This is a genomic window from Brevibacterium epidermidis NBRC 14811, from assembly GCF_001570805.1.
GTDB lineage: Bacteria > Actinomycetota > Actinomycetes > Actinomycetales > Brevibacteriaceae > Brevibacterium > Brevibacterium epidermidis.
This window is the reverse complement of the sequence record NZ_BCSJ01000015.1, coordinates 458783-480332: the sequence shown is the minus strand read 5'-3', so window position 1 is coordinate 480332 and position 21550 is coordinate 458783. Positions and strand designations below refer to the sequence as shown.

18 protein-coding genes are annotated in these 21550 nt (G+C 65.7%); 5 read left to right on the top strand and 13 right to left on the bottom strand.

Annotated features, from left to right (window positions below; all coding sequences use genetic code 11):
• The first annotated feature begins 12 nt into the window (after positions 1–12).
• A complete protein-coding gene (locus BEP01S_RS13310) occupies positions 13–474 on the top strand; it encodes a universal stress protein (protein WP_039206629.1) in 462 nt (153 codons plus the stop codon).
• A 49-nt stretch (positions 475–523) separates the two neighbouring features.
• On the opposite strand, the gene BEP01S_RS13305 is transcribed toward BEP01S_RS13310, so the two are convergent.
• Both BEP01S_RS13305 and aceB read right to left on the bottom strand, forming a co-directional pair.
• Complete coding sequence (locus BEP01S_RS13305; RefSeq protein WP_062244055.1) at positions 524–1684, bottom strand: FAD-binding oxidoreductase; 1161 nt, start codon at positions 1682–1684, stop codon at positions 524–526.
• Positions 1685–1874: 190 nt separating this feature from the next.
• Complete coding sequence (gene aceB / locus BEP01S_RS13300; RefSeq protein ID WP_062244053.1) at positions 1875–3479, bottom strand: malate synthase A; 1605 nt, start codon at positions 3477–3479, stop codon at positions 1875–1877.
• Between the two features lie 321 nt (positions 3480–3800).
• On the opposite strand from aceB, the gene BEP01S_RS13295 reads away from it, so the two are divergent.
• Positions 3801–5741, top strand: coding sequence for an L-lactate permease (locus BEP01S_RS13295; protein ID WP_306306266.1), 1941 nt, complete (start codon positions 3801–3803; stop codon positions 5739–5741).
• A 277-nt stretch (positions 5742–6018) separates the two neighbouring features.
• Here the strand turns inward: BEP01S_RS13295 and BEP01S_RS13290 are convergent, their stop codons facing one another.
• Together BEP01S_RS13290 and dapA are read right to left on the bottom strand one after the other, a co-directional pair.
• Entirely contained in the window at positions 6019–7665 is a 1647-nt protein-coding gene (locus BEP01S_RS13290) for a ribonuclease J (protein WP_062244049.1), read from the bottom strand.
• A gap of 34 nt (positions 7666–7699) precedes the next feature.
• Positions 7700–8623 (bottom strand): 4-hydroxy-tetrahydrodipicolinate synthase, encoded by a 924-nt coding sequence (gene dapA / locus BEP01S_RS13285; RefSeq protein WP_062244047.1) that lies wholly within the window; start codon positions 8621–8623, stop codon positions 7700–7702.
• A 207-nt stretch (positions 8624–8830) separates the two neighbouring features.
• On the opposite strand from dapA, the gene BEP01S_RS13280 reads away from it, so the two are divergent.
• The gene (locus tag BEP01S_RS13280) at positions 8831–10144 is read left to right on the top strand and encodes an ATP-binding protein (RefSeq protein ID WP_062244045.1); all 1314 of its coding nucleotides are present in this window, start codon (positions 8831–8833) and stop codon (positions 10142–10144) included.
• 9 nt (positions 10145–10153) lie between these two features.
• Here BEP01S_RS13280 and BEP01S_RS13275 read toward each other — a convergent pair whose 3' ends face one another.
• The gene (locus BEP01S_RS13275) at positions 10154–10777 is read right to left on the bottom strand and encodes a TetR/AcrR family transcriptional regulator (protein ID WP_062244043.1); all 624 of its coding nucleotides are present in this window, start codon (positions 10775–10777) and stop codon (positions 10154–10156) included.
• Positions 10774–12792, bottom strand: coding sequence for an oxidoreductase (locus BEP01S_RS13270; RefSeq protein ID WP_083532712.1), 2019 nt, complete (start codon positions 12790–12792; stop codon positions 10774–10776). Before BEP01S_RS13270 ends, BEP01S_RS13275 begins: the two co-directional genes overlap by 4 nt.
• Before the next feature lie 260 nt (positions 12793–13052).
• On the opposite strand from BEP01S_RS13270, the gene BEP01S_RS13265 reads away from it, so the two are divergent.
• Positions 13053–13529, top strand: a complete 477-nt coding sequence (locus BEP01S_RS13265; RefSeq protein ID WP_156483889.1) for a hypothetical protein — start codon at positions 13053–13055, stop codon at positions 13527–13529.
• 6 nt (positions 13530–13535) lie between these two features.
• On the opposite strand, the gene ypfJ is transcribed toward BEP01S_RS13265, so the two are convergent.
• Entirely contained in the window at positions 13536–14417 is an 882-nt protein-coding gene (gene ypfJ / locus BEP01S_RS13260) for a KPN_02809 family neutral zinc metallopeptidase (RefSeq protein ID WP_062244035.1), read from the bottom strand.
• A 68-nt stretch (positions 14418–14485) separates the two neighbouring features.
• Between ypfJ and BEP01S_RS13255 the strand changes: the two genes are divergently transcribed.
• Complete coding sequence (locus BEP01S_RS13255) at positions 14486–15766, top strand: heparan-alpha-glucosaminide N-acetyltransferase domain-containing protein (protein ID WP_062244031.1); 1281 nt, start codon at positions 14486–14488, stop codon at positions 15764–15766.
• Here the strand turns inward: BEP01S_RS13255 and BEP01S_RS13250 are convergent.
• The 6 genes from BEP01S_RS13250 to BEP01S_RS13225 form a co-directional block, all read right to left on the bottom strand.
• Positions 15729–16187 carry a tetratricopeptide repeat protein gene (locus tag BEP01S_RS13250; protein WP_039206615.1) on the bottom strand — a complete coding sequence of 153 codons (459 nt, stop codon included), beginning with the start codon at positions 16185–16187 and terminating at the stop codon, positions 15729–15731. The genes BEP01S_RS13255 and BEP01S_RS13250 overlap by 38 nt on opposite strands.
• Positions 16187–16933: a 4-hydroxy-tetrahydrodipicolinate reductase gene (gene dapB / locus BEP01S_RS13245; RefSeq protein ID WP_039206613.1), complete on the bottom strand. Its 747-nt coding sequence runs from the start codon at positions 16931–16933 to the stop codon at positions 16187–16189. Before dapB ends, BEP01S_RS13250 begins: the two co-directional genes overlap by 1 nt.
• Before the next feature lie 201 nt (positions 16934–17134).
• Positions 17135–17725 (bottom strand): GNAT family N-acetyltransferase, encoded by a 591-nt coding sequence (locus BEP01S_RS13240; protein WP_062244028.1) that lies wholly within the window; start codon positions 17723–17725, stop codon positions 17135–17137.
• A gap of 135 nt (positions 17726–17860) precedes the next feature.
• Positions 17861–18487 carry a superoxide dismutase gene (locus tag BEP01S_RS13235; RefSeq protein WP_039210893.1) on the bottom strand — a complete coding sequence of 209 codons (627 nt, stop codon included), beginning with the start codon at positions 18485–18487 and terminating at the stop codon, positions 17861–17863.
• A 126-nt stretch (positions 18488–18613) separates the two neighbouring features.
• Entirely contained in the window at positions 18614–19780 is a 1167-nt protein-coding gene (locus BEP01S_RS13230) for an acyl-CoA dehydrogenase family protein (RefSeq protein ID WP_062244026.1), read from the bottom strand.
• 89 nt (positions 19781–19869) lie between these two features.
• The gene (locus BEP01S_RS13225; protein WP_244882232.1) at positions 19870–21540 is read right to left on the bottom strand and encodes a thiamine pyrophosphate-dependent enzyme; all 1671 of its coding nucleotides are present in this window, start codon (positions 21538–21540) and stop codon (positions 19870–19872) included.
• Positions 21541–21550: the final 10 nt, after the last annotated feature.

Sequence of the window (21550 nt, the reverse complement as noted above, 5' to 3'; positions counted from 1 at the left end):
CGGAGACCTGCGATGACTGATCTCTATTCGTCCCCACAGCGCCGTTTCCCTGCCCCATCCCGGCAGGTCACTGCCTCGCCGAACATCGATGCGGCTGTCGCGACCGTGGTTCTCGCGCTGCGTCCGGATTCCTCGGACGAGGTGCTCGCACAGGCGATCGCCGCGGCTCGCCGTGAGAACGCGGCGGTGCAGGCGGTCGTGTTCGCCACGGATACGACGACGGCCCCGTCGACGTCGTCCCTGGCCGAATGCACGAAGTTGGGTGCAGCCCTCGCCGAGGCGGGGCTCGAGTATGCCGTCCACCGTGCCGGTCCCGATCCAGCTGAGCAGATCCTCGGCCTTGCCGACGAGCACGACGCCGCGGTGATCGTCATGAGCACGAAGCGTCGCTCACCGGTGGTGAAGCTGCTGCTCGGGTCGAGCGCGCAACAGGTCATCCTCGAAGCCGAGTGTCCCGTGCTGCTTGTGAAGTAGACGTCCGGATCAGGTGTCGCGTCGGTCGCGCGGCGGCAGTCGCGGGGCGCTAGACCCCGGCGATCCCTCGCCCCGGGGCGAGAATCCCCCGCGGGTCGACAAGTGCTTTGAGCTCGTGCAGCCCCTGCCGTCCCGGCTGCGGTCCCCACGCGTCGACCTCGTCCCAGACCGGTGCGGGCGCATGGATGAGCCGAGCGGCGATGAAGTGCAGTCCGAAGCTGCGGAGATGTTCGAGGACGACGCGCGTGGCCACTCCCGGTTCGGATTCCGGAGCGCCGACGCCCAGCTCGAACGACCCTGTCGCGCTGCCGCGCAGCTGCAGCGGATAGCCGATCGTCGTCTCCAGTCGGTCGACGGCATCGATGAGGGTCGGAATGAAACTCGGTGCCACGGACACTCCGATGGTCGCGGCCAGTCGCGCTCTGCTCCCCCACCATTCCGGTTCCCCACACGGGGTCGCCCCGGGAACCCAATCCACGAGGTGGCCCACCTCGGCCTCGACTTCGTCGGTCTCCCCTTCGATGAGAAACACTGTCGCCGCCGGTGAACCGGGTGGGCGTTCGATGACGACCGCATCGGGGACGCGGCGGGCGATGACGAGGTCGGCGGCCGCCTCGGTGCCGGGAATCCACACGAACCGCTGAGTTTCGGGTCGCCGGGTCAGACGGATCTCGGCCTCGGCGATGATCGCCCGGGTCCCCCACGATCCGGTGACGAGTCGGCGCAGATCCCGGCTGCTCAGATCCGGGTGGAGGCCGTGGGCTGTGCGGGCGATGGTCCCGTCGGCGGCGACGGTCGTCACGGACAGGACTGTCTCAGCCAGCCGCAGCCGGCGCAGTTGGCGCGGCCCGGTGGCCGCGGTGGCGATCATTCCGCCGAGGGTGGCGCCGGCATCGATGCGGTCTGGGGGAAGGTCGGCGAGGATCTCCCGTCCCGATGGGGCCGCGGACCTGTTGAGCGCGCTGATCCGGGTTCCGGCTCCGGCGCGGACGGCATCGCCGGCGTTGAAATGGTCGGCCACCTCGGCGATCGAGGTCAGGTCGATGAGCAGGCCCGGAGTCGACGCGGGCGGATGATCGTCGAAGGCGGTGCCTCCGCCGAACACGGCGACGGTGCGGTTCTCGGCGTGAGCGCGGGCCATGAGCTCGGAGAGTTCGGCAATGCTGCTGGGACTGGCCAGTCGGGGCAGTTCGTCTGTGGTCAGGCTCATCCGCATCTTCCGTTCCTGCTGTCTCGGGCGCTGCGCTGCGTGCGTGTGTATGTCGAGCTTAGCGAAGAACGCCCCCGAAATCGGTGCTCACGGCACAGATTTCGGGGGCGTTCGGCGTGGTCACCGGCTGCGAACGCGCGTGCCCGGGTCGGGGCGTGCGGTGCGGCCGGAAACGATCACGACGGACCGATCACGGCATGCGGGCGTAGGCCGGCAGGGTGAGGAAGTCGACGTACTCGGGGTCGAGGGCGACCGAGACGAAGGTGTCGGTGGCGTCCTTCCAACCTGCGTCGTCCCCGGGCAGCTTGGCGACCTCCTCGGCGACGATGCGCTCGACGAGTTCCTTCGTCACCTTCTCACCGGAGTCCAGCGTGATTCCGGCATCACACCACTGCCACACCTGGGAGCGGGAGATCTCGGCGGTCGCGGCGTCCTCCATGAGTCCGTTGATGGCGACCGCGCCGTTGCCTTCGAGCCAGGCGCGCAGGTACTGGATGCCGACAGACACGTTGGTGCGCAGACCGGCCTCGGTCATCGCGCCCGGGGTCGACTTCACGTCGAGGAGATCGGCGGCGGTGACGTTGACGTCTTCGCGCTTGTTGTCGATCTGGTTGGGCTTGTCGCCGAGGGTCTCCGTGAAGACCTCCTTGCAGAGTGCAACCATTCCGGGGTGAGCGACCCAGGAACCGTCGAAACCGTTGGAGGCCTCACGCGACTTGTCCTCGCGGACCTTGTCGAAAGCGGCCTTGTTCGCGGTTTCGTCCTTCGAGGGAACGAATGCGGACATTCCGCCGATGGCGTGCGCCCCGCGCTTGTGGCAGGTGCGCACGAGCAGTTCGGTGTAGGCGCGCATGAACGGCACCGTCATCGTCACGTCCGAACGGTCCGGCAGCAGGTAATCGGAGCCGCGGGAGCGGAAGTTCTTGATCACGGAGAAGATGTAGTCCCAGCGTCCGGCGTTGAGTCCGGCGGAGTGCTCACGCAGCTCGTAGAGGATCTCCTCCATCTCGAAGGCCGCGGTGTAGGTCTCGATGAGCACGGTGGCGCGGATGGTGCCGCGGGACAGGCCGAAGGCATCCTCGGCGTGTTCGAAGACCTGGTTCCACAGACGGGCTTCGAGGTGGGACTCCATCTTCGCGAGGTAGAAGTAGGGGCCGCGGCCCTTCTCGATCTGGATCTGGCCGGCGGTCGAGAAGTAGAGCGCGAAGTCGACGAGCGAACCGGAGGTCTCCTCACCGTCGATGAGGATGTGCTTCTCGGGCATGTGCCAGCCGCGGGGGCGCACGACGATGGTCGGCAGCTCCTCGTCGGGGGCGAGCTTGTATTCCTTGCCCTCGGGCGAAGTGAAGTCGATGTCGCGAGTGAGCGAATCGAGCAGGTTGATCTGGCCCTGGACGACCGAATCCCACTGCGGGGTGTTCGCGTCTTCCTGGTCGGCCAGCCACACCTTCGCGCCGGAGTTGAGCGCGTTGATCGTCATCTTCTTGTAGGTTGGGCCGGTGACCTCGACGCGGCGGTCTTCGAGGCCGGGTGCCGGAGGGGCGACCTGCCAGGAGGGATCGTTGCGGATCTCGGCGGTCTCGGGGAGGAAGTCGAGATCCTTGCCTGCGGCGATCTCGGCTTGGCGCTTCTTGCGCGCCTCGAGGCGCTCGAGACGGTCGCCGTTGAACTTCCGGTGCAGGTCGACGATGAGCTCAAGCGCCTTGGGCGTCAGGACCTTCTCAGCCCCGTCCGGCAGCTCACCGGTGATCTCCATCCCGGCGGGGATGTCCAGGTTTTCGATATGAGCGGTCATCGATGGTTCTCCTTAGTCAGCACATCGGTGCTGCATCCTTATCCACATCTGGTGATGCGATATGTTCGCTGGTCAACGGGGTTTTGACTGCGACATTTTCACATCGTGAAAATGTTTGTTCACACAACGAAAGAATATGAGGTGATGCACGTCTCGTCAAACCCTATCCTGCATTCGAGACGGTGTGTTCATTGACTCCGCCCGTGGGCCTGGAGAGGATAAGGGGAACATTTCTCATGGACTCGCCGAGGCAGCCCCATCGTCACCGACCACCCCTGATTCCCGGTCGGTTGAGGAAGATCGTCGCTCCAGGTCAGGTCCTTGACACTTGCGGCAACGACGCCGCGGATCGGACTCACGGTGGACAACCTCGCTGTTGCAGCACTCTTGGCCCTCTCCCCCATCCTCTTGGCCGGAATCCTTCTCATCGGGTTCCGCTGGCCGGCCAAATATGCCATGCCTGTCGGACTGATAGCCGCCGCGCTCGTGGCGAACTTCGCCTGGAAGATCGAGTGGGTGACGATCGGTGCCTCGGTCGTCCAGGGCCTCCTCGTTGCGATCGGCCTGCTCTGGATCGTCTTCGGTGCACTACTGCTGCTGGCCACGATCACGCGGTCGGGGGCGATCGAGACGATCCGCTCCGGCTTCATCGCGATCTCTCCGGACCGGCGCGTGCAGGTCATCATCGTCGCGTGGCTCTTCGGTTCCTTCATCGAGGGTGCCGCCGGCTTCGGCACTCCCGCCGCCGTCGTCGCCCCGCTCATGTTGGCCCTCGGCTTCCCTGCGATCGCCGCGGTCCTCGCCGGTCTCATCATCCAGTCGACACCGGTGAGCTTCGGCGCCGTGGGCACTCCGATGGTGGTGGGCATCGGCTCCGGGCTGGCGCAGGAGGACGGGACGATGTCGGCCGATGTCGCCGAACGCGCCGGTCAGCTCGGCCTCGGCCAGGCCGAGTTCGTCGCTCACACCGCCACCCAGGTCGCGCTCATCCACGCCTGCTGCGGCATCCTTATCCCGCTGCTCCTGTCGTGCCTGATGACCGGGTTCTTCGGTGCCAATCGGCGCTTCGCCGACGGCCTGGCGATCGCCCCGTTCGCGATCTATGCGGCCGTGGCGATGGTCGTCCCCTACCTCGTCGTGGCCAATCTGCTCGGGCCCGAGTTCCCGTCGCTGCTCGGCGGGCTCATCGGGCTGGCCATCGTCGTGACAACCTCGCGGATGGGCTTCCTCATGCCGAAGAAGACCTGGGACTTCGCACCACGTGAGACGTGGCCGGCGTTCTGGATGGGCACGGTCGACCCGAACAAGGAGAAGGCGCAGCTGACCAAGAAGATGTCACTGGCCCGCGCATGGTCGCCCTACCTCATCGTCGTCGCGCTGCTGCTCATCACGCGCAATGTGCCCGCGATCAAAGAGTTCCTCAACGGTCCGGCCGTCATCCAGATCAACAACATCTTCGGCACTCCGATCAGTCAGAACATGGATCTGCTGTGGTCGCCGGGCGCGATCTTCGTCCTCGCCTGCGGGCTGACGTACTTCATCCACCGGATGACGAAGAAGCAGATCGCGGGCTCCTGGCAGATCGCCGGTTCGCAGATCGCCGGCGCCGCCGTTGCCCTGCTGTGCTCCCTGCCGCTGGTGCGCGTGTTCATCAACTCCGGTGCCGACTACAACGGTGCGGGTCTCGATTCGATGCCGGTCACCCTCGCCGAGGCGGCCGCCAGCTCCGTGGGCGACGCCTGGCCGCTGTTCGCCCCCTTCGTCGGCGCTCTGGGTGCGTTCGTCGCGGGATCGAACACGGTCTCGAACGTTATGTTCTCGCAGTTCCAGTTCTCCACCGGCACCGCGATCGGCGCGGCCAGTCCCGAAACGGTGGTCGCGGCTCAGGCGGTCGGTGGGGCCGCTGGAAATATGGTGGCCGTCCACAACGTCGTGGCCGCCTCGGCGACAGTGGGACTCATCGGTCGGGAAGGCGAGCTCATCCGGCGGACCTCGATCCCGATGCTCGTCTATTCGCTGGCCGCGGGTGCTCTGGCGTTCGTCGGCCTCAACGGTCTGGGCTTCAATGCGGGCACCGTCGTCCTCACCGCGCTCGTCGTCGGCATCGCCGTCGTCGTGGTGATGATCCGCCGCTCCCCGGGCAAGCCGCTGCCGGGCCTTGAGGCAGGAGCTGGCGCGGGCGACGCGGCAGGCGACGCAGCCGCCGACAACATACGCAGCGCGGACCCCGACGACGGGCAGGAGCCCACCGCCCGCACCTGAGCGCTGCGCTCAGCAGTTGCTTCCTGCGGGTGGATCCTCCGCGATTTCCATCGGGATTTCGAGGCGGATCTGCCCCAGGCGACACCGCCCGGAGCGGACTGCCGCCGGAGTCATCGCCTTTTGATCCATTCATCGGGTTCAAACGCGATGTGCCGATCAAAAGGCGATTCGCCCAGAACACGACAACGCCCGCAGAGCCTCACGAGGAGGCATCTGCGGGCGTTCGCGGTTTCGTCTGTGCAGCAGACCGACAGTCGAGCCGACCGCAGACGGAGTCTCAGACGATGACGACCATGGGGACGATCATCGGCTTGCGGCGCAGCTTCGAGGACACCCAGCGGCCGATGGTGCGGCGCACCACCTGCTGGAGCTGGAACTGATCGGTGGTGCCGTCGCGCAGCGCATCCTCGACGGCCTTCTGCACCTTCGGAACGATTGAGTCGAAGACGTCATCGGACTCGGCTACACCGCGGGCGTGGATCTCGGGTCCGGCGATGAGCGACTTCGTCTGCGAGTTCACGGCCATGAAGATCGTCACGAAGCCCTCACCGGACAGGACGAGACGATCTTTGAGGTCCGCCTCGGTGATCTCACCGACCGACGAACCGTCGACGAATACGTAGTTGCAGTCGACGGCGCCGACGACCTCGGCGTGACCGTCCTTGAGGTCGACGACCCAGCCGTCATCGGCCAGGACGATGTTGTTCGGGTCGACTCCGGTCGCCTCGGCGTGGCGGGCGTTGGCCAGCAGGTGACGCCATTCGCCGTGGACGGGCATGACGCCGCGGGGTTTGACGATGTTGTAGCAGTAGAGCAGCTCGCCGCCGGAGGCGTGGCCGGACACGTGGATCTTCGCGTCGGCCTTCGAGATGACACGAGCGCCGAGCTTCATCAGGCCGTTGATGACCTTGAACACGGAGTTCTCGTTACCGGGGATGAGCGAGGAGGCGAGGATGACGGTGTCGCCGTCGCCGACGTCGACGCGGTGGTTGCGGTTGGCCATCCGGGACAGGGCGGCCATCGGCTCACCCTGCGAGCCGGTGCACATGAGGACGATCTGGTCCTCGGGGTAGTCGTCGACCTTCTTGATGTCGATGAGCGTTCCGGCCGGCACGTTGAGGTAGCCGAGGTCTTCGGCGATCTTCATATTGCGCACCATGGAGCGGCCGACGAGGGCGACCTTGCGGCCGTGGGCCGTCGCGGCGTTGAGCACCTGCTGCACGCGGTGGACGTGGGAGGAGAAGGAAGCGACGATGATGCGGCGCTCGGCGGTGCCGAAGAGGTTCTCGAGCACGGGCCCGATGTCCTTCTCCAGCGCGGTGAAGCCGGGGACCTCGGCGTTCGTCGAGTCCGTCATGAACAGGTCGACACCTTCTTCGCCGAGGCGGGCGAAGGCGCGCAGGTCGGTGATGCGGCCGTCGAGCGGCAGCTGGTCCATCTTGAAGTCACCGGTGTGCAGGATGTTTCCGGCGCCGGTGCGGATGAACACGGCCAGGGCGTCGGGGATCGAGTGGTTGACGGCGACGAACTCGAGGTCGAAGGGACCGAGCTGGTCGACGTCGTCTTCCTTCACCACGCGGGTGATGGGCTTGATGCGGTGCTCTTTGAGCTTGGCTTCGATGAGCGCGATCGTCAGCTGCGAACCGAGGATCGGGATGTCGCCCTTGCGGCGCAGCAGGTAGGGAACGGCGCCGATGTGGTCTTCGTGGCCGTGGGTCAGGACGAGGCCGACGATGTCATCGAGGCGGTCGTCGAGGTAGGAGAAATCGGGGAGGATGAGGTCGACGCCGGGCTGGTCCTCTTCCGGGAAGAGCACACCGCAGTCGACGATGAGGAGTTTGCCGTGGTATTCGAAGACGGTCATGTTGCGGCCGACTTCGCCGAGTCCGCCGAGTGCGACGATGCGGACGGCTTCTTTGTCCATCCTCGGCGGGAGGGACAGTTCTTGGGTCAATGCATTATTCACTGAGGTAACCACTCCTGGTCAATTGGGCGGCGACGAACGCCATCTGGTCCTCATCAGCTGGGAGCAGCGGCATACGCACGTCGCGGTTGTCGAGTATTCCTTGGGCCTGCAAAGCGGCCTTCGCCGAGATCACTCCCGGCATGTGGTTCATGAGCGCATCCACTACGTCCGCGGTGTCGCGGGAAAGGGTGCGTGCGGTGTTGAGGTCGTTGTTCGCCACTGCGGCGACCATCGCTGCGAATCGATCGGAGCAGACGTGCCCGGCCACGGACACGAGCCCGAGGGCGCCGAGGGACAGCAGCGGCAGGTTGAGCGCGTCTTCGCCGGAGTAGTACACGAGCGAGGAGTTGTTCATCACGAACGAGGAGGCGAAGAGGTCGCCCTTGGCGTCCTTGACCGCGAGGATGTTCGGATGGTCGGAGAGCCGCAGGAGGGTGTCCGTGATGATCGGGGCACCGGCGCGGCCGGGGATGTCATAGAGCATGACCGGCAGGTCGGTGGAGTCGGCGGCCGCGCGCATGTGGGCTTCGATCGCCGGCTGGGTCGGCTTCGAGTAGTACGGGGTGACGAGCAGGATCCCGTCGGCTCCGGCATCGGCCGAGCGGCGGGAGAGGTCGATGGTGTGCGCGGTGACGTTGTTGCCGGTGCCGGCGACGATCTTCGCCCGCTTGCCGATGACGCCGCGGACGACGCGGATGAGTTCGACCTTCTCATCGTCGGTCGTCGTCGGAGATTCGCCGGTGGTGCCGGAGACGACGAGCATGTCGTTGCCGAGCTCGACGAGGTGGTTCGCCACCTTCTCCACGGACGCATAGTCGATGCTGCCGTCGCGTTTGAATGGGGTCACCATTGCAGTGCCGACGGAACCGAAAGCGTCAATGGCAGTCGCTGCTGCCTGGTCACCGAGAATCGCCATAGAACCAGGATAGCGCCCACGTCCTCTCATGAGTGCAGTGGTCCACCCGCGTTGCGGGTGTCGTTCGCCTCGCCAGTCCTTCGCCGAGGCGGCCGCGCCGTCCGTGGGCACGCCGCAGAGCGCGCATGGTGAGAGGCAGATCACGCCCGGTGGGCGGAGATCGTCTACGCTTGGACCCTGCCCGCCACCGAAACAAAGGAGTTTTCGATGACCCGCACCCGCATCCGCGATTTCCACGATGATGATCTCGACGGAATCATCCGTCTCTTCGAGGCCGCCGTCCCAGAATCTGCGGATACTCCCCCGCTCTATCCGCTCTCCGAGGTGTTGGCCGCCTGCCAGCGCAATCAGGCCGTCGTGGCCGTCCGCGATGAGGAGATCGTCGGTGCCGCCGTCGGCCGCGCCGCCCATGGTCAGGGGGTGCTCGTGTTCTTCCATGTCCTCGACGAGGTCCGTGTCGATCCGGAGCAGGGCACCCGCGCCGAGGCGGGGCTGCTCGATGCGCTCGAACGCCGTCTCATGCCGCTGGGCTTGGGGAAGCTCTCGATGCTCATTCCCGCCGGAACCTCGGCCTGCGATGGTCTGGTGGCCAACGGCTTCGAGACCCGGTCCGGGCTGAAGTACGTGGAGCGGCACTTGCCCGTCCAACGTCGTGAGCTCGACCGGCTCAAAGCGGTCGGGGGACGGATCCTGCCGCGCCACCTCTGGGACGGGGTGAGCGGAATGCAGGAGGAGAAGGACATGCTCGAGGACCGCCTCGTCGTGCCTTTGGCCGAACCGGATCTCGCCGATCATTTCGGCGTGGTGCCGCCTCGGGCGGTGATGCTCTTCGGTCCGCCGGGGACGGGGAAGACGACGTTCGCGAAGGCGGTGGCATCGCGGTTGGACTGGCCGTTCGTCGAGGTGTTCCCGTCGCGTCTGTCCGGTGAGCCCGGCGGTGTGGCCGCGGGTCTGCGCACGACGTTCGAGCAGATCAACGAGCTCGAGCATGCCGTGGTGTTCATCGATGAGGTCGAGGAGATCGCGTCGAAGCGCGGGGGTGAGCCGCCGTCGCCGACGCAGGGGGTGACGAACGAGCTGCTCAAGCAGGTTGCGGAGTTCCGGGATCGGGAGGGCCGGCTGCTCGTCTGTGCCACGAATTTCGTCCGCGCCCTCGATGCGGCGTTCCTGCGGCACGGGCGCTTCGACTACGTCATTCCCATCGGACTGCCCGATGCGACCGCCCGGGAGGCGATCTGGTCGCGCTACATTCCCGAACACACGATCGCCGGTGTCGATCTCGAGGTGCTCGTCCATGCCAGTGACGGGCTGACCCCGGCCGATATCGAATATGCGGCGAGGCGTGCATCGCAGGAAGCTCTGGCGTCGTCGCTGCGCCAACAGCAGGTCGATATCTCATCCCGCACAGAAGTGCTCTCGACCGATGACTACCTCGAGGCGCTGCGAGCGACTCGGGCGACGGTGTCCGAGGAGACGGCCCGGGAGTTCAGCGAGGACGTCGACTCGATCGCGCGGCTGTGACCCGACTTCCTATCCTTCGAGCAGGCGGTCCGCGGTCTCGATGAGGATCCGCGTCATGGTGCGCGGATCAGGTCCGTGGCCGGCGACGGTGGCGAGGTCGAAGCCGTCGATGATGGCGATGAACGTGTCGACCACCTCGGTGGCGGAGAGGTCGAAGAGTCCGAATTCGTGCCTCTCCAGTCCGTCGTCGACGATCGTCCTGAACAGCTTCCGCCACCCTGCGAACACAGCATCGACGCAGTTCTGCAGGCCTTCGTCTGTACGCGCGGCGGTGACGAGCTCGAGCCAGATCCGCGACCGCTGCTCATGCATTCCCACCCCTTGCACGGCGGCGAACGCATTGTGGAGACGATAGCGAGCCATCCGTCCGCGCGGGTCATCGCCCTGTTTCGCCATCTCTTCGAGGTGCAGCAGCACCGTCGCGGTCTGGAATGAGAACGCCTGGGCGAGCAGGTCGTCACGGGACTCGAAATAGTACTGCACGGTGCCGATCGACATGCCGACCGCTTTCGCCACGTCTCCGAGCCGGACGGCGGAGGGTCCTCTGGCAACGATGGCGTCGAGGGTCGCTTGGATGATCGCGAACTTCTTCGCCTCGGCCTGCTCGGGCGGCTGAGCCGGACGCGGGGTCATGCCGTGACCGCCTGTTCGTCTGCGACTACCTGCTCCCTGGTGGCCAGATCGGTGGCTGCGGTCAGTCCTTCGTACACGGCCTCCTCGACCGTGCGCGGGGCCAAGGCGTCTCCGATCACCGTCACCGAGGCGGCCCCGAAGTCAAGGTCGACCGGAACCGACCTGGGTGCCGCCGACACGATCGTCGCGGCGACATTGTCGACCTCGTGGACGACTTCGCAGAGTGTGGACTGCAGGTAGCCGGTATCGGCGTCGACGCCGACGAGGCGGGAGTCGTTGATGAAGTCGATCCGACCGGAACGCAGTGCCTGAGAGACGAGCAGAGTCCGCGTGTACTGCTGGATTGCGGCTCCCGCGAAGTTCGCCGCCGTCGCCAGACTCACGTGTCGACCGGCTTCGGCCAAGCGCAGGGCGATCCCGAGTCCGATCCAATCGCCCTTCCAATCCGTGACGAGCACACGGCCGGGAGGCAGGACCGGGTCCTCGCGCAGAAAGTCGCGGGCGCCGATGACGAAGGCGTCGTCGGCGACCTCGAGGGCGGGCATGCGCTGCTCGGCTCCCGTGGCGATGATGACATGGTCGGCGGCCACCTCGGTGATGAGGTTCTGGGTGGCCGGTGCGGAGGTGCGGATATCGACTCCGGCGCGGGCCGCCTCGGCGGAGAGGTTCGTCGCTGCTCCCCCGAATTCGGACCGGTACGGCAATTCCTGGGCCAGCAGCACAGCCCCGCCGAGGTGGGGCTCCCTCTCGCACAGGACGACGTCATCGCCCTGTTCGGCGGCGACCGCGGCGGCCTTGAGTCCGGCCGGTCCCCCGCCGATGACGAGGACTGTGCGGCGGGTGCGGACTGTCGGTCGGGGAAGGAAGGTCAGTTCCCGACCTGATTCGGGGTATTGGATGCACGAGATCGGCACGCCCTGTTGGAAGTGGCCGATGCAGGCCTGGTTGCAGCCGATGCAGGCGCGGATCTCATCGACTCGGTCGGCAGAGGATTTGTTCGCGATCTCGGGGTCGCAGATCATCGCGCGGGTCATGATCGCCATGTCGGTGCGGCCTTCGGCGATCGCGGTTTCGGCTTCGTGGGGTTGGTTGATGCGGCCGGCAACCATGACGGTCTTGTCCGTGATCTTCTTGACCTGCTCGGACAGGCTCGCGGCGTAGCCCGGGTCGATCTGCATCGACGGCACGATGTGGACGGCGCCCTGCAATGTGGAGGAATCGCCGGCAGTGATCGAGTAGTAGTCGAGGCAATCGACGTCGTCGGCCTGGAGGGAATCGAGGTGGCCGATGAGGTCGAGGATTTCGGTGGCGACGAGACCGTCCTCGGTCTTCTCCTCGCCTGAGATCCGCAGACCCACCACGACGTCGGGGCCCACGGATTCGCGGACGGTCTGGGCCACCTCGGCGAGGAACCGGCGGCGATTCTCCGGGCTGCCGCCGTATTCGTCGGTGCGGGTGTTCACGGACGGGTTGAAGAACTGGATGGGCAGGTAGCCGTGGCTGGCGACGATCTCGACGCCGTCGATTCCGGAGTCGGCGATGCGCTTTGCGGCGCGTCCATAGCCGGCGATGATGTCCTTGATCTCGTCGGTGGACAGCGCTTCGGGCACGACCTTGAACCTCTCCTGCGGTTCGTCGCTCGGGGCTTTGGCGCGGGGTGCCATTCCGCGCTCGCCGTCCATGACTTCGCGGCCGGGGTGGAAGAGCTGGGCGAAGATCGTGGCGCCATGACGGTGGACCGCCTCGGCGACGGCTTGGTATCCGGGGACGGAGGATTCGTCAGTGGCCATGAGGACGTGGCTGGTGTAGCGGGCAGTCTCGTGGACGCCGGAGACTTGGAGGACGATAAGTCCGGCCCCGCCCTTCGCGCGAGCTTCGTGATAGGCGACGAGGTCGTCGCCGATGTGGCCGTGATCGTCGAGGACGGTGTCGTGGCCGGACGAGACGATGCGGTTGCGGATCGTTGTAGAGCCGAGGGTGATGGGTTCGAAGAGGTGCGGGAACAGCTTTGACATGATCGTCCTTGATCAGTTCGTCGTGAGGGGCTGACTCAGTTATTCATATCACCGTATGACTAACGGCGACAAGGGTGAACCTTGTCCGCTCTCCGTGCGCTCGCTTAGCATTGGACTACGCTGACAGTGATGCCGCCTCGGTGCGGGACGAAGGGGTTGACCATATGGAAAGCATCCGAGAGCGCAGCCTTGGACCCGTGCGAGTCGACCTTGGCCGAATGAAGAGTTCCGACTGGCCCGGGCCACTGAAGGTGGCGATCGTGTTGTTCCCAATCTTGGGAGTCGTCGCCATGATCTCAGCCGTCATCTTCATCGTCCGGATGCTGCACTCCGCTAGCCAACATGAGTCCGGCCAGACTGCGGGAGCGATGATCGCGTGGGGACTCGGCGGGCTCTTCTTCCTCGTCGGAATACTCTTCGTCTGCGGCGGCTTCCTCATACTGTCATTCATGCTGACGATGACCGTGAAGATCCACGACGGCGGATTGGTCGTCGTCCGCAGGTGGTTCCGCCCTCTGCACGTGTCCTGGTCCGAAGTCGCCGCGATCGCCCCACCCGAGCCCGGCGACAGCTCTCACGCCTGCCGGCTGCTGCTGAGGAGCGGCCGCAAGGAAATCATCGAACGCCTCAGTCTGCCGTCAATCCGCGATCACACCGGTCAGATCATTCCTCATCCGGATGTGCGGTTAGTCATCGACCATTTCCTGGCCTGGCAACAGGCTAATGGGGTGCGCTGAAAGCTCTCAGAGCTGGTTGCCCGAGACCGCGAAGGTGTCGCAGCTGTTCAGCCCCTCGTTGTATCCGGTGGTGAACCATTTCTGACGCTGCTCGCTCGAGCCGTGGGTGAACGATTCCGGATTGACGAATCCGGACTGTTCCTGGATGTGATCGTCGCCGACGACGAAGGCCGCGTTGAGGGCGTCGTCGAGCTGTTCCTTCGAAGGCTCCTCGAGGTACGGGGTACCGTTGTCGTCGGTGAGCGTGGTGACTTTGCCCAGCCAGGCACCGGCATAGCAGTCGGCTTGGAGCTCGGTACGAACGCCGTTGCTCTCCGGTCCGGTGCCGTTGTTCGGATGTTCCCTCATCACGCCGGTGATGTTCTGGATATGGTGTCCCCACTCGTGGCCGACAATATAGAGCTGTGCAAGCTCATCAGCGGAGGCACCATACTGCTGGCGCAGAATGTCGAAGAAGCTCGGATCGATGTAGACGCCCTGATCGGCCGGGCAATAGAACGGTCCGACCTGATTCGAGGCGGTGCCGCAAGCTGTCGGAGTCTGACCGTCGACAAGTGTCATCGCCGGAGGCTCGTAGCCGTCGACCTTCTGGGCCCAATAGTCGTCGAGGACGACCTGTGCTCCGGCCATGCGGCAGTCGATGTGCGTGTTCGCGTCCTCACCCGTATCGCACTGCGACATGCTGGTTCCGCTTGACTGGTTCTGGCTGCCGCCGTCGTCCGGGGTGATGCCTCCCATCAGTCCTGTGACATCAACGCCGAGAAGCGGTCCGATGAGGAAGATGAGCAGGCCGACGATGCCCACGCCGCCACCGCCGACTATCGCGGTGTTGCGGCCGCGTTTGCTCGTCCTGTTGCCGCTGATATCGGCGTTCGGGTTGAAGGTCATGGCATAAAGATACCCCGGGAGCGTACAAGGGAGGGCGAGCAGATGGGAAGTCGTGTGAGAATCGTTCCATGAGCTCTCACCCGGCGGAACCCCACCGAGCGCACGACGCGAACTCCACAGCCACCTCGGCGAAGGTGCTCCGTCGGCTCAGCCCCGACGGGCGGCTCATCGGACTCGATGTCGCCCGCGGGATCGCACTTCTGGCGATGATGGTCACGCACATCTTCGCGCTCGGCGACGAAGCGGGGATGCCGACCTGGGCGGCGGTGTTCGCCGGTCGTGCCTCGGCGCTGTTCGCGGTCCTCGCCGGCTGCTCTCTGGTGCTCTCGACCCGGTCACGGCTGGCGGTGTCGGGGCGGCTGCGCGATGCGGCGCCGAGCGTGCTCATCCGCGCGGCAGCCATCGTGCTCATCGGGCTGTGCCTCGGGTCGATCTCCGGGCTGCTGGCGGTCATCCTCGTCAACTACGGGATCATGTTCGCGCTCGCCCTGTTCTTCCTGCGGCTGCGGGCCGGCGCCCTGTTCGCGATCGCCGGGGTCTGGATGGTCCTCTCCCCGGTCGTGTCGATGTGGGTGCGCTCGACGTTCCTCCTCGAACCGAGCTACCTGCCGATGGGCTTCTTCGACCTGGCGACGCCGGGGACGATGCTCACTGATCTGTTCCTCACCGGCTATTACCCGGTGCTGCAGTGGCTGTCCTATATTCTGCTCGGCATGGCCGTGGCGAAGCTCGACATCGGCCGCCATCTGCTCGCACTGTTCACGGCCGGGCTCGGACTGTTCGTCGTCGGTCGCGGTGTCTCGTGGATTCTGCTCAACGTGTTCGGCGGGGATGCCGCACTGGTGGCTGTGTCGGAGATGTGGGGCACGGATCTCACAGCCGCTCTGTTCACCGGCAGCTACGGGGTCACTCCGGCGACGTCGTGGTGGTGGTTGGCGATCGCCGGGCCGCATTCGGGGACGCCGTTCGATCTGCTCTCCACGGGCGGAACCGCGGTGATGACGATCGCCGTTTGCCAGGCTACGGCGGTGCTGTTGGGTCGTCGGTCGTGGCTGCTTTCGCCGCTGTCGGCGCCAGGGTCGATGCCGTTGAGTGTGTATTCGGCGCATGTCGTGCTGCTGGAGATCACGCGACGTCAGATCGTGGGCAATCCGATGGAGGTGTCCGCGACGCCGGGCGAGCAGACCCTCGAGTTTGTCATCCACGCGCTCACGTTTGTGCTGCTGCCTCTGCTGTGGAAGCTGGCCATCAGTTCACGCGGCCCGCTCGAGGGCGGGATCGCGGGCATCATCAGGGCGGCGTCGCCGGGGCCTAAGCGCCCTGCTTCTGACCTTCCCGGAAGAGGCTGATCGACTTACGCATCGTGGCGCGTGCCCGTTTGCGGTCGCCGCTGGCGTCGTAGGCGCACGAGAGGCGGAACCAGGACCGCCAGTCATCAGGGGCTGCCTCGGCTTCGGCCTGGTACTTCACGAATTCCTCGTCGGCGGCCTCGCGGATGATCTTCCCGCCCGGAGTCCTGGGCAGGTCGTCGACTGGCAGTCCGCCTTCCTCGCCGAGGATGCGCGCGAGCTTCTCCGTACGGGCGCCGAAGACGAGTTCGACGATGAGCGTCCAGGCACCGATGACGGGCAGGACGAACAGGGCGATGCCCATGATCTTGGGGATCATCGCGGGTTCGCGCACGAGGATCCACGCCCGCTGTCCCATGAGGACGAAGTAGAAGACGAGGACGACGGAGACGACGATCGCTCCGATCTTGGCCTTCGACATCAGAGGTCGAGCATGTTCTCGAGGCCGTGGATGAGCCCCGTATAGTCGGCGATCGAGCGCACCGCGGTGACGATGCCGGGCATGAACGCCGAAGTCGAGTGCGAGTCCGTGCGGATGGTCAGGGCTTCGCCGTCGGAGCCGAAGAGGATCTCCTCGTGGGCGTTCATGCCCTGCTGACGGATGGCGTGGACGTGGATTCCGTCGATGACCGCACCGCGGGCACCCTGCGGGTCGGATTCCGTGGAGTCGGGAACAGCTGGCAGTCCAGCTGCGTTGCGGGCCGCGGCGATGCGCTGGGCCGTGTGATTCGCGGTTCCCGACGGAGCGTCGAGTTTGCGGGTGTGGTGGATCTCGACGACCTCGGCCGAGTCGAAGTATGGGGCCGCGAGTTCGGCGAAACGCATGGCCAGGACGGCACCGATCGAGAAGTTCGGGGCGATGAGAACAGCTGTCTTCGGGTGGTCTTTCAGCGTGGATTCGAGCCGTGCCAGCCGGTCGTTGTCCCAGCCGGTGGTGCCGACGACGGTGTCGATGCCGTTCTCGACGAGGAAGGTGACATTGTCCTCGGTGGACTTCGGCACGGTGAGTTCGACGGCGACGTCGATGTTCTGATCGAGCAGGGTCTCCAGGGAGTCGCTGCTGCCGAGTGCGGCGACGAGCTCGAGTCCTTCGGCGTTATTGATCGCATCGACGGCGTGGGATCCCATCCGACCCTTGGCTCCGATGACGGCTACGCGAATGCTCATATGCTGTGACTCCTTGTGTGACGATCCCTGCGAGGTGCGATGATCCCTGCGATCTCCGCCAGCCAGTCTAGCGACTCCATCGCCGCCGCCCCGCATCCAGTGACCATCCGAACACTCCTTGTTGCTACCTGACGGGGGCTCAGATACCTGGCGCCAGGTTGCTCAGCCCCCGTCAGGTAGTTCTGGAGGGTGAGAATGAGGTCAGTGTGGAGCGGCCATTGGTAGGCGTGGTCCGGGGTGCCGCGGGTCTCCACTCAGACGAGCGCAGATCTCGGTGTCATAGCGGGTGCCGTCGTAGAGCAGCTTCTCTCGTTCGCGGCCTTCGACGATGAAGCCCGCATTCTTTGCGACTGATGCCGAAGCCGGATTGTTCACTCGGTAACCGAGTTCGAGCCGATAGATCCCGAGATCGTCATGCAGGAGATCGACGAGGCTGCGCAGCGCCGCCGATACCAAACCCTGGCCGCGGGCTTCAGCCACTGACCAATAGGAGATCCACGCACTCGAGTGCCGGCGCTCAATCCCGGAAGCCATGACGTTTCCGAGGATTCGTTGTTCCGATCCGTCGCCATCATCGGCATCGTCACCGTCGTCGACACCGTGGCCGACGATCGCCCGGGCGCATAGCTCACCGGCCGCCTCGGCGTCGGTGATGGTTTCGATCCATGCCCGGGCACCGGTGATCGTGCGGTCATCGGGAATGTTGCTCAGCAGGGCGTCATCGGCCCGTTCAAACACCTCGGCCAATGCCCCGGCGTCGTCTGAGTGCCACGGTCTGACAATTGCGTTCATCCGGCCACCCTATCCGCAGCCGCCCGACCGACGACGTCTCCGACAGCGCCCGTTTCGCACCCCCACAAGCACGTGACGGCGGCCCAGCAACCTCGCGCGAGGTTGCTGGGCCGCCGTCAGGTAGCAATTGGAGTCTCAGCCGAGGAGGAGGCCCTTGGTCTGAGCGACTGCGCGGTCGAAACGTGCGCCGGCGTCTGCCCAGTTCACGATGTTCCACCAAGCCTTGACGTAGTCGGGCTTGACGTTCTGGTAGTCGAGGTAGAAGGCGTGCTCCCACATGTCGAGCTGCAGAACCGGGGTGCCACCGAGCTGGATGTCGGACTGCTGGTCCTTGAGCTGCTCGATGAAGAGGTTTCCGCCGAGCTGGTCGTACACGAGGACGGCCCAGCCGGAGCCCTGGATCGTGGTGGCTGCGGTGGTGAAGTGCTCGCGGAACTTGTCGAAGGAACCGAACTGGTCATCGATGGCTGCGGCGAGTTCACCGACCGGCTTGTCTCCACCGTCCGGGGACATGTTGTTCCAGAAGATCGAGTGGTTGACGTGTCCGCCCAGGTTGAACGCGAGGTCGCGGGTCAGCTTCGGCACAGCGGCGAGGTTACCGGACTCGCGGGCTTCGGCCAGCTGCTCAACGGCGGTGTTGGCGCCCTTGACGTAGGTGGCGTGGTGCTTGTCGTGGTGCAGCTCCATGATGCGAGCCGAGATATGCGGCTCAAGAGCGGAGTAGTCGTAGGGCAGTTCCGGAAGTGTGTACTGCTCAGCCATGAGATTCCTCCTGATCAGATTTGATGACCACCACATCGGTGGCTTCATTTCGACCCTATCCCAGGGTCTCATCTCGAACAACAAGGGGTCCGCAAGTCCTATTCCCTTTTGTCCGAACCTTTCCGGTCATCCGAGGTTGCGGGAGATGAGCAGGCGCATGATGTCCGAGGTGCCTTCCTCGATCTCCTCGAGTTTGGCATCGCGCATCCACTGCTCGACCGGATGCTCGCGCGAATATCCCCACCCGCCCAAGGTCTGTACCGCAGCCCACGTGCAGAACATCGCCGTCTCCGAGGCGCTCAGCTTCGCCATCGCCGCCGTCGACGTCATCGTCTGCCGGTCAACGGCATCCCCGGCGTCGAGCATCCGCGCGGCGTTGAGCACCTGCAGCCAGGCCGCATCGATGCGCGAGGCCATATCGGCCAGGCGGAAGGCCACCGCCTGATGGTCGATGATCGTCGTCCCGAACTGGGTCCGCTCCCGCGCATAGTCACGCGCGTATTCGAATGCCGCCCGTGCCGTGCCCAGTGCCGCCGCCCCGAGTACGACACGGGAGACGTCGAAGGTGCGCATGAGTCCGTAGAATCCCTGCCCCTCCTCGCCGAGGCGGCCCGAGACCGGCACGAACGCGTCGGAGAAGAAAATCTCCCGACACATGATCGCCCGCTGGCCCATCTTCTTCATCGGCGCCCCGAATTCCATTCCCTCGTTGTCCCGGGGCAGGAGGAAGGCGCTGATTCCGCGGGAGCGCTGAGTCTGGTCGGTCTTGGCGAAGACGACGTAGAAGTCCGCGAGTCCGGCGTTGGAGATCCACGCTTTCTGCCCGTTGAGGACGTAACCGCCGTCTACGGGGTCCGCCCGCGTGATGATCGACGCAGAGTCCGAGCCCGAACCCGGTTCCGTCGTCGCCAAAGCGGTGATCTTCGGTTCCGCACCGGTGAGCGGGCGCAGCCATTCCTCTCTCTGCTCGTCAGTGCCGAGGGCGAGAATCGGGTCGGCGAAGAAGCCGTTCGAGCACACGAAGTTTCCGATTCCGGGGTCGCCGAAGCACAGCTGCTCCTGGACGAGACATTGGGTGAAGACGTCGGTGAATCCTCCGCCGCCGAATTCCTCGGGGATCATGAAGTCCGTGATCCCGAGCTTCGCCGCGGCCCTGAAGATGCCGACGGGTGATTCGGTGTCGGCTTCGTCGACGCGGCGACCGTTGGGCCGGATCGTGTCCGCGGCGAATCCGCGCACGAGGTCGAGGATGTCGTGCTGCTCGTCCGACAGCGGCCACGGTGTGTAGTTCATGATGGTCTCCTTTGATGGGTACAGAGCCCGGACTCTGATGCGTGTGGAGGTCGGGCGCGCCCTTGCGCCCGACCGACGGTTGGCGATCCTCAGCCGCGAAGCATGTCCGCTCCGGCTCGTGAGTCCTCGGTCATGTGGATGAGAGTCGGCCCCTCCCCTGCCTCCGCCTCATTCAGGGCCTCCAGCAGCGCGTCCCGACCGTCGACGTGGACCCCGCGGGCACCCATCGCGCGTGCGAGTGCCGGGAAGTCCGGGCCGGTGAGCTTCACGCCTGAGGGAGTGTCCCCGCGGTCTTCCATCTCGTTGCGGATCTCGCCGTACCCGCCGTTGTCGACGATGATGAGCGTCATCCGCACGCCTGCCTGCACGGCCGCGGCTAGTTCGGCGATGGTGAACATCGACCCGCCGTCACCTTCGACGGCAACCACCCTGGCCTGCGGTGATGCGAGTTTCGCTCCGATTCCTGCGGGTAGCCCGTACCCGAGGGTTCCCGCCCCGGCCGGGTAGAGGAACCGGTCGCCAGGGCGCGCCTTCCACCCGGTCTGCACACCGTAGTAGCAGGCCATCGTCGAGTCCGCGCCGATGATGAGCGGGGTCTCCGCCGAGTCCCCGAATGTGGTGAGTGCGTCGGTGAGCTCGGCCCAGGGCCGGCCATCGGATTCCCCTGCCGAAGCGGCCCTCGACTTCCAGTCCGCCGTCCAGTCCCGTGCGGCGGCAGTCGCGGACTTCGCCCGCATCGCGGTCACTCGGACGTTCAGCGCCGCTGTCGCGGCCCGCGCGTCGGCGAGGATCGGGTGGGTCACTGTCGCGTTCGTGAGCATCTGCACCTCGTCGATGTCGATGCGCACAACGGTCTCAGGCAGGGGCAGCGGTTCGGGCCAGAAGTCGCTGGGCGCGAGTTCCGTGCCGATCGCGATGACCGTATCGGCATCACCGGTGAGTTCAGGGAGGAGCTCGAGGACACCGATCGCACCGATGGCGGTCTCGGCTCGGTCGTCGACGAGTCCCTTGGCGTTCGAGGACAGGACGATCCCGGCCCCGAGCGTCTCCGCCAGAGCTGTGGTCTCCTCCCCCGCACCGCAGCTGGCACCCGCGGCACCGGCCCCAAGCGCCCCGGCGCCAGCGATGATGAGCGGACGCTGGGAGGCTGCAATCGCCTCGGCGGCGGTGTCGATCTGCTCGGTGACCGGACCGGGCAGGGCCCGGGTCACGGACGGGTGCAGACGGCCAGGACCCTCAGTCTCTATGAGGTCGAGGGGGATCTCGATCGCGGCCGGTCTCGTCCTGCCCGAGCGCATGGCAGACAGGGTCTGCCCGACTGCCAGGGAGACTTCGCCGGGGCTGGTGACTCGCATGACTTCGGTGAGCACCGCGGACAGCGCGGCGGACTGGTTGCGGACTTCGTGGAGGAGTCCGTTGCCGCGTCCGGGATGGGTCAGCGGCATGCCGGGGGTGATGAGGAGGACGGGAACCGAGTCGGTGAACGACTGCAGCAGCGCGGTCAGTGCGTTGAGCGCGGCCGGGCCCGTGGTCGTGACGATCACCTGCACCTCGCCGGTGACGCGGGCGGCACCATCGGCCATATAGCCGGCACCCTGTTCGTGGCGGGGCGAGACGATGTCGATGCCGTGGGCCGACAGCTGCGCGAAGATCTCGAGATTATGGGTGCCGGGGATCCCGAAGACTCGGGCGATCCCCTCGGCCTTGAGCGCGCGGGCCAGGTGGGCACCGCCGGTGATGGTCATTGGTTCCATTCTCATTCCTCGCTTC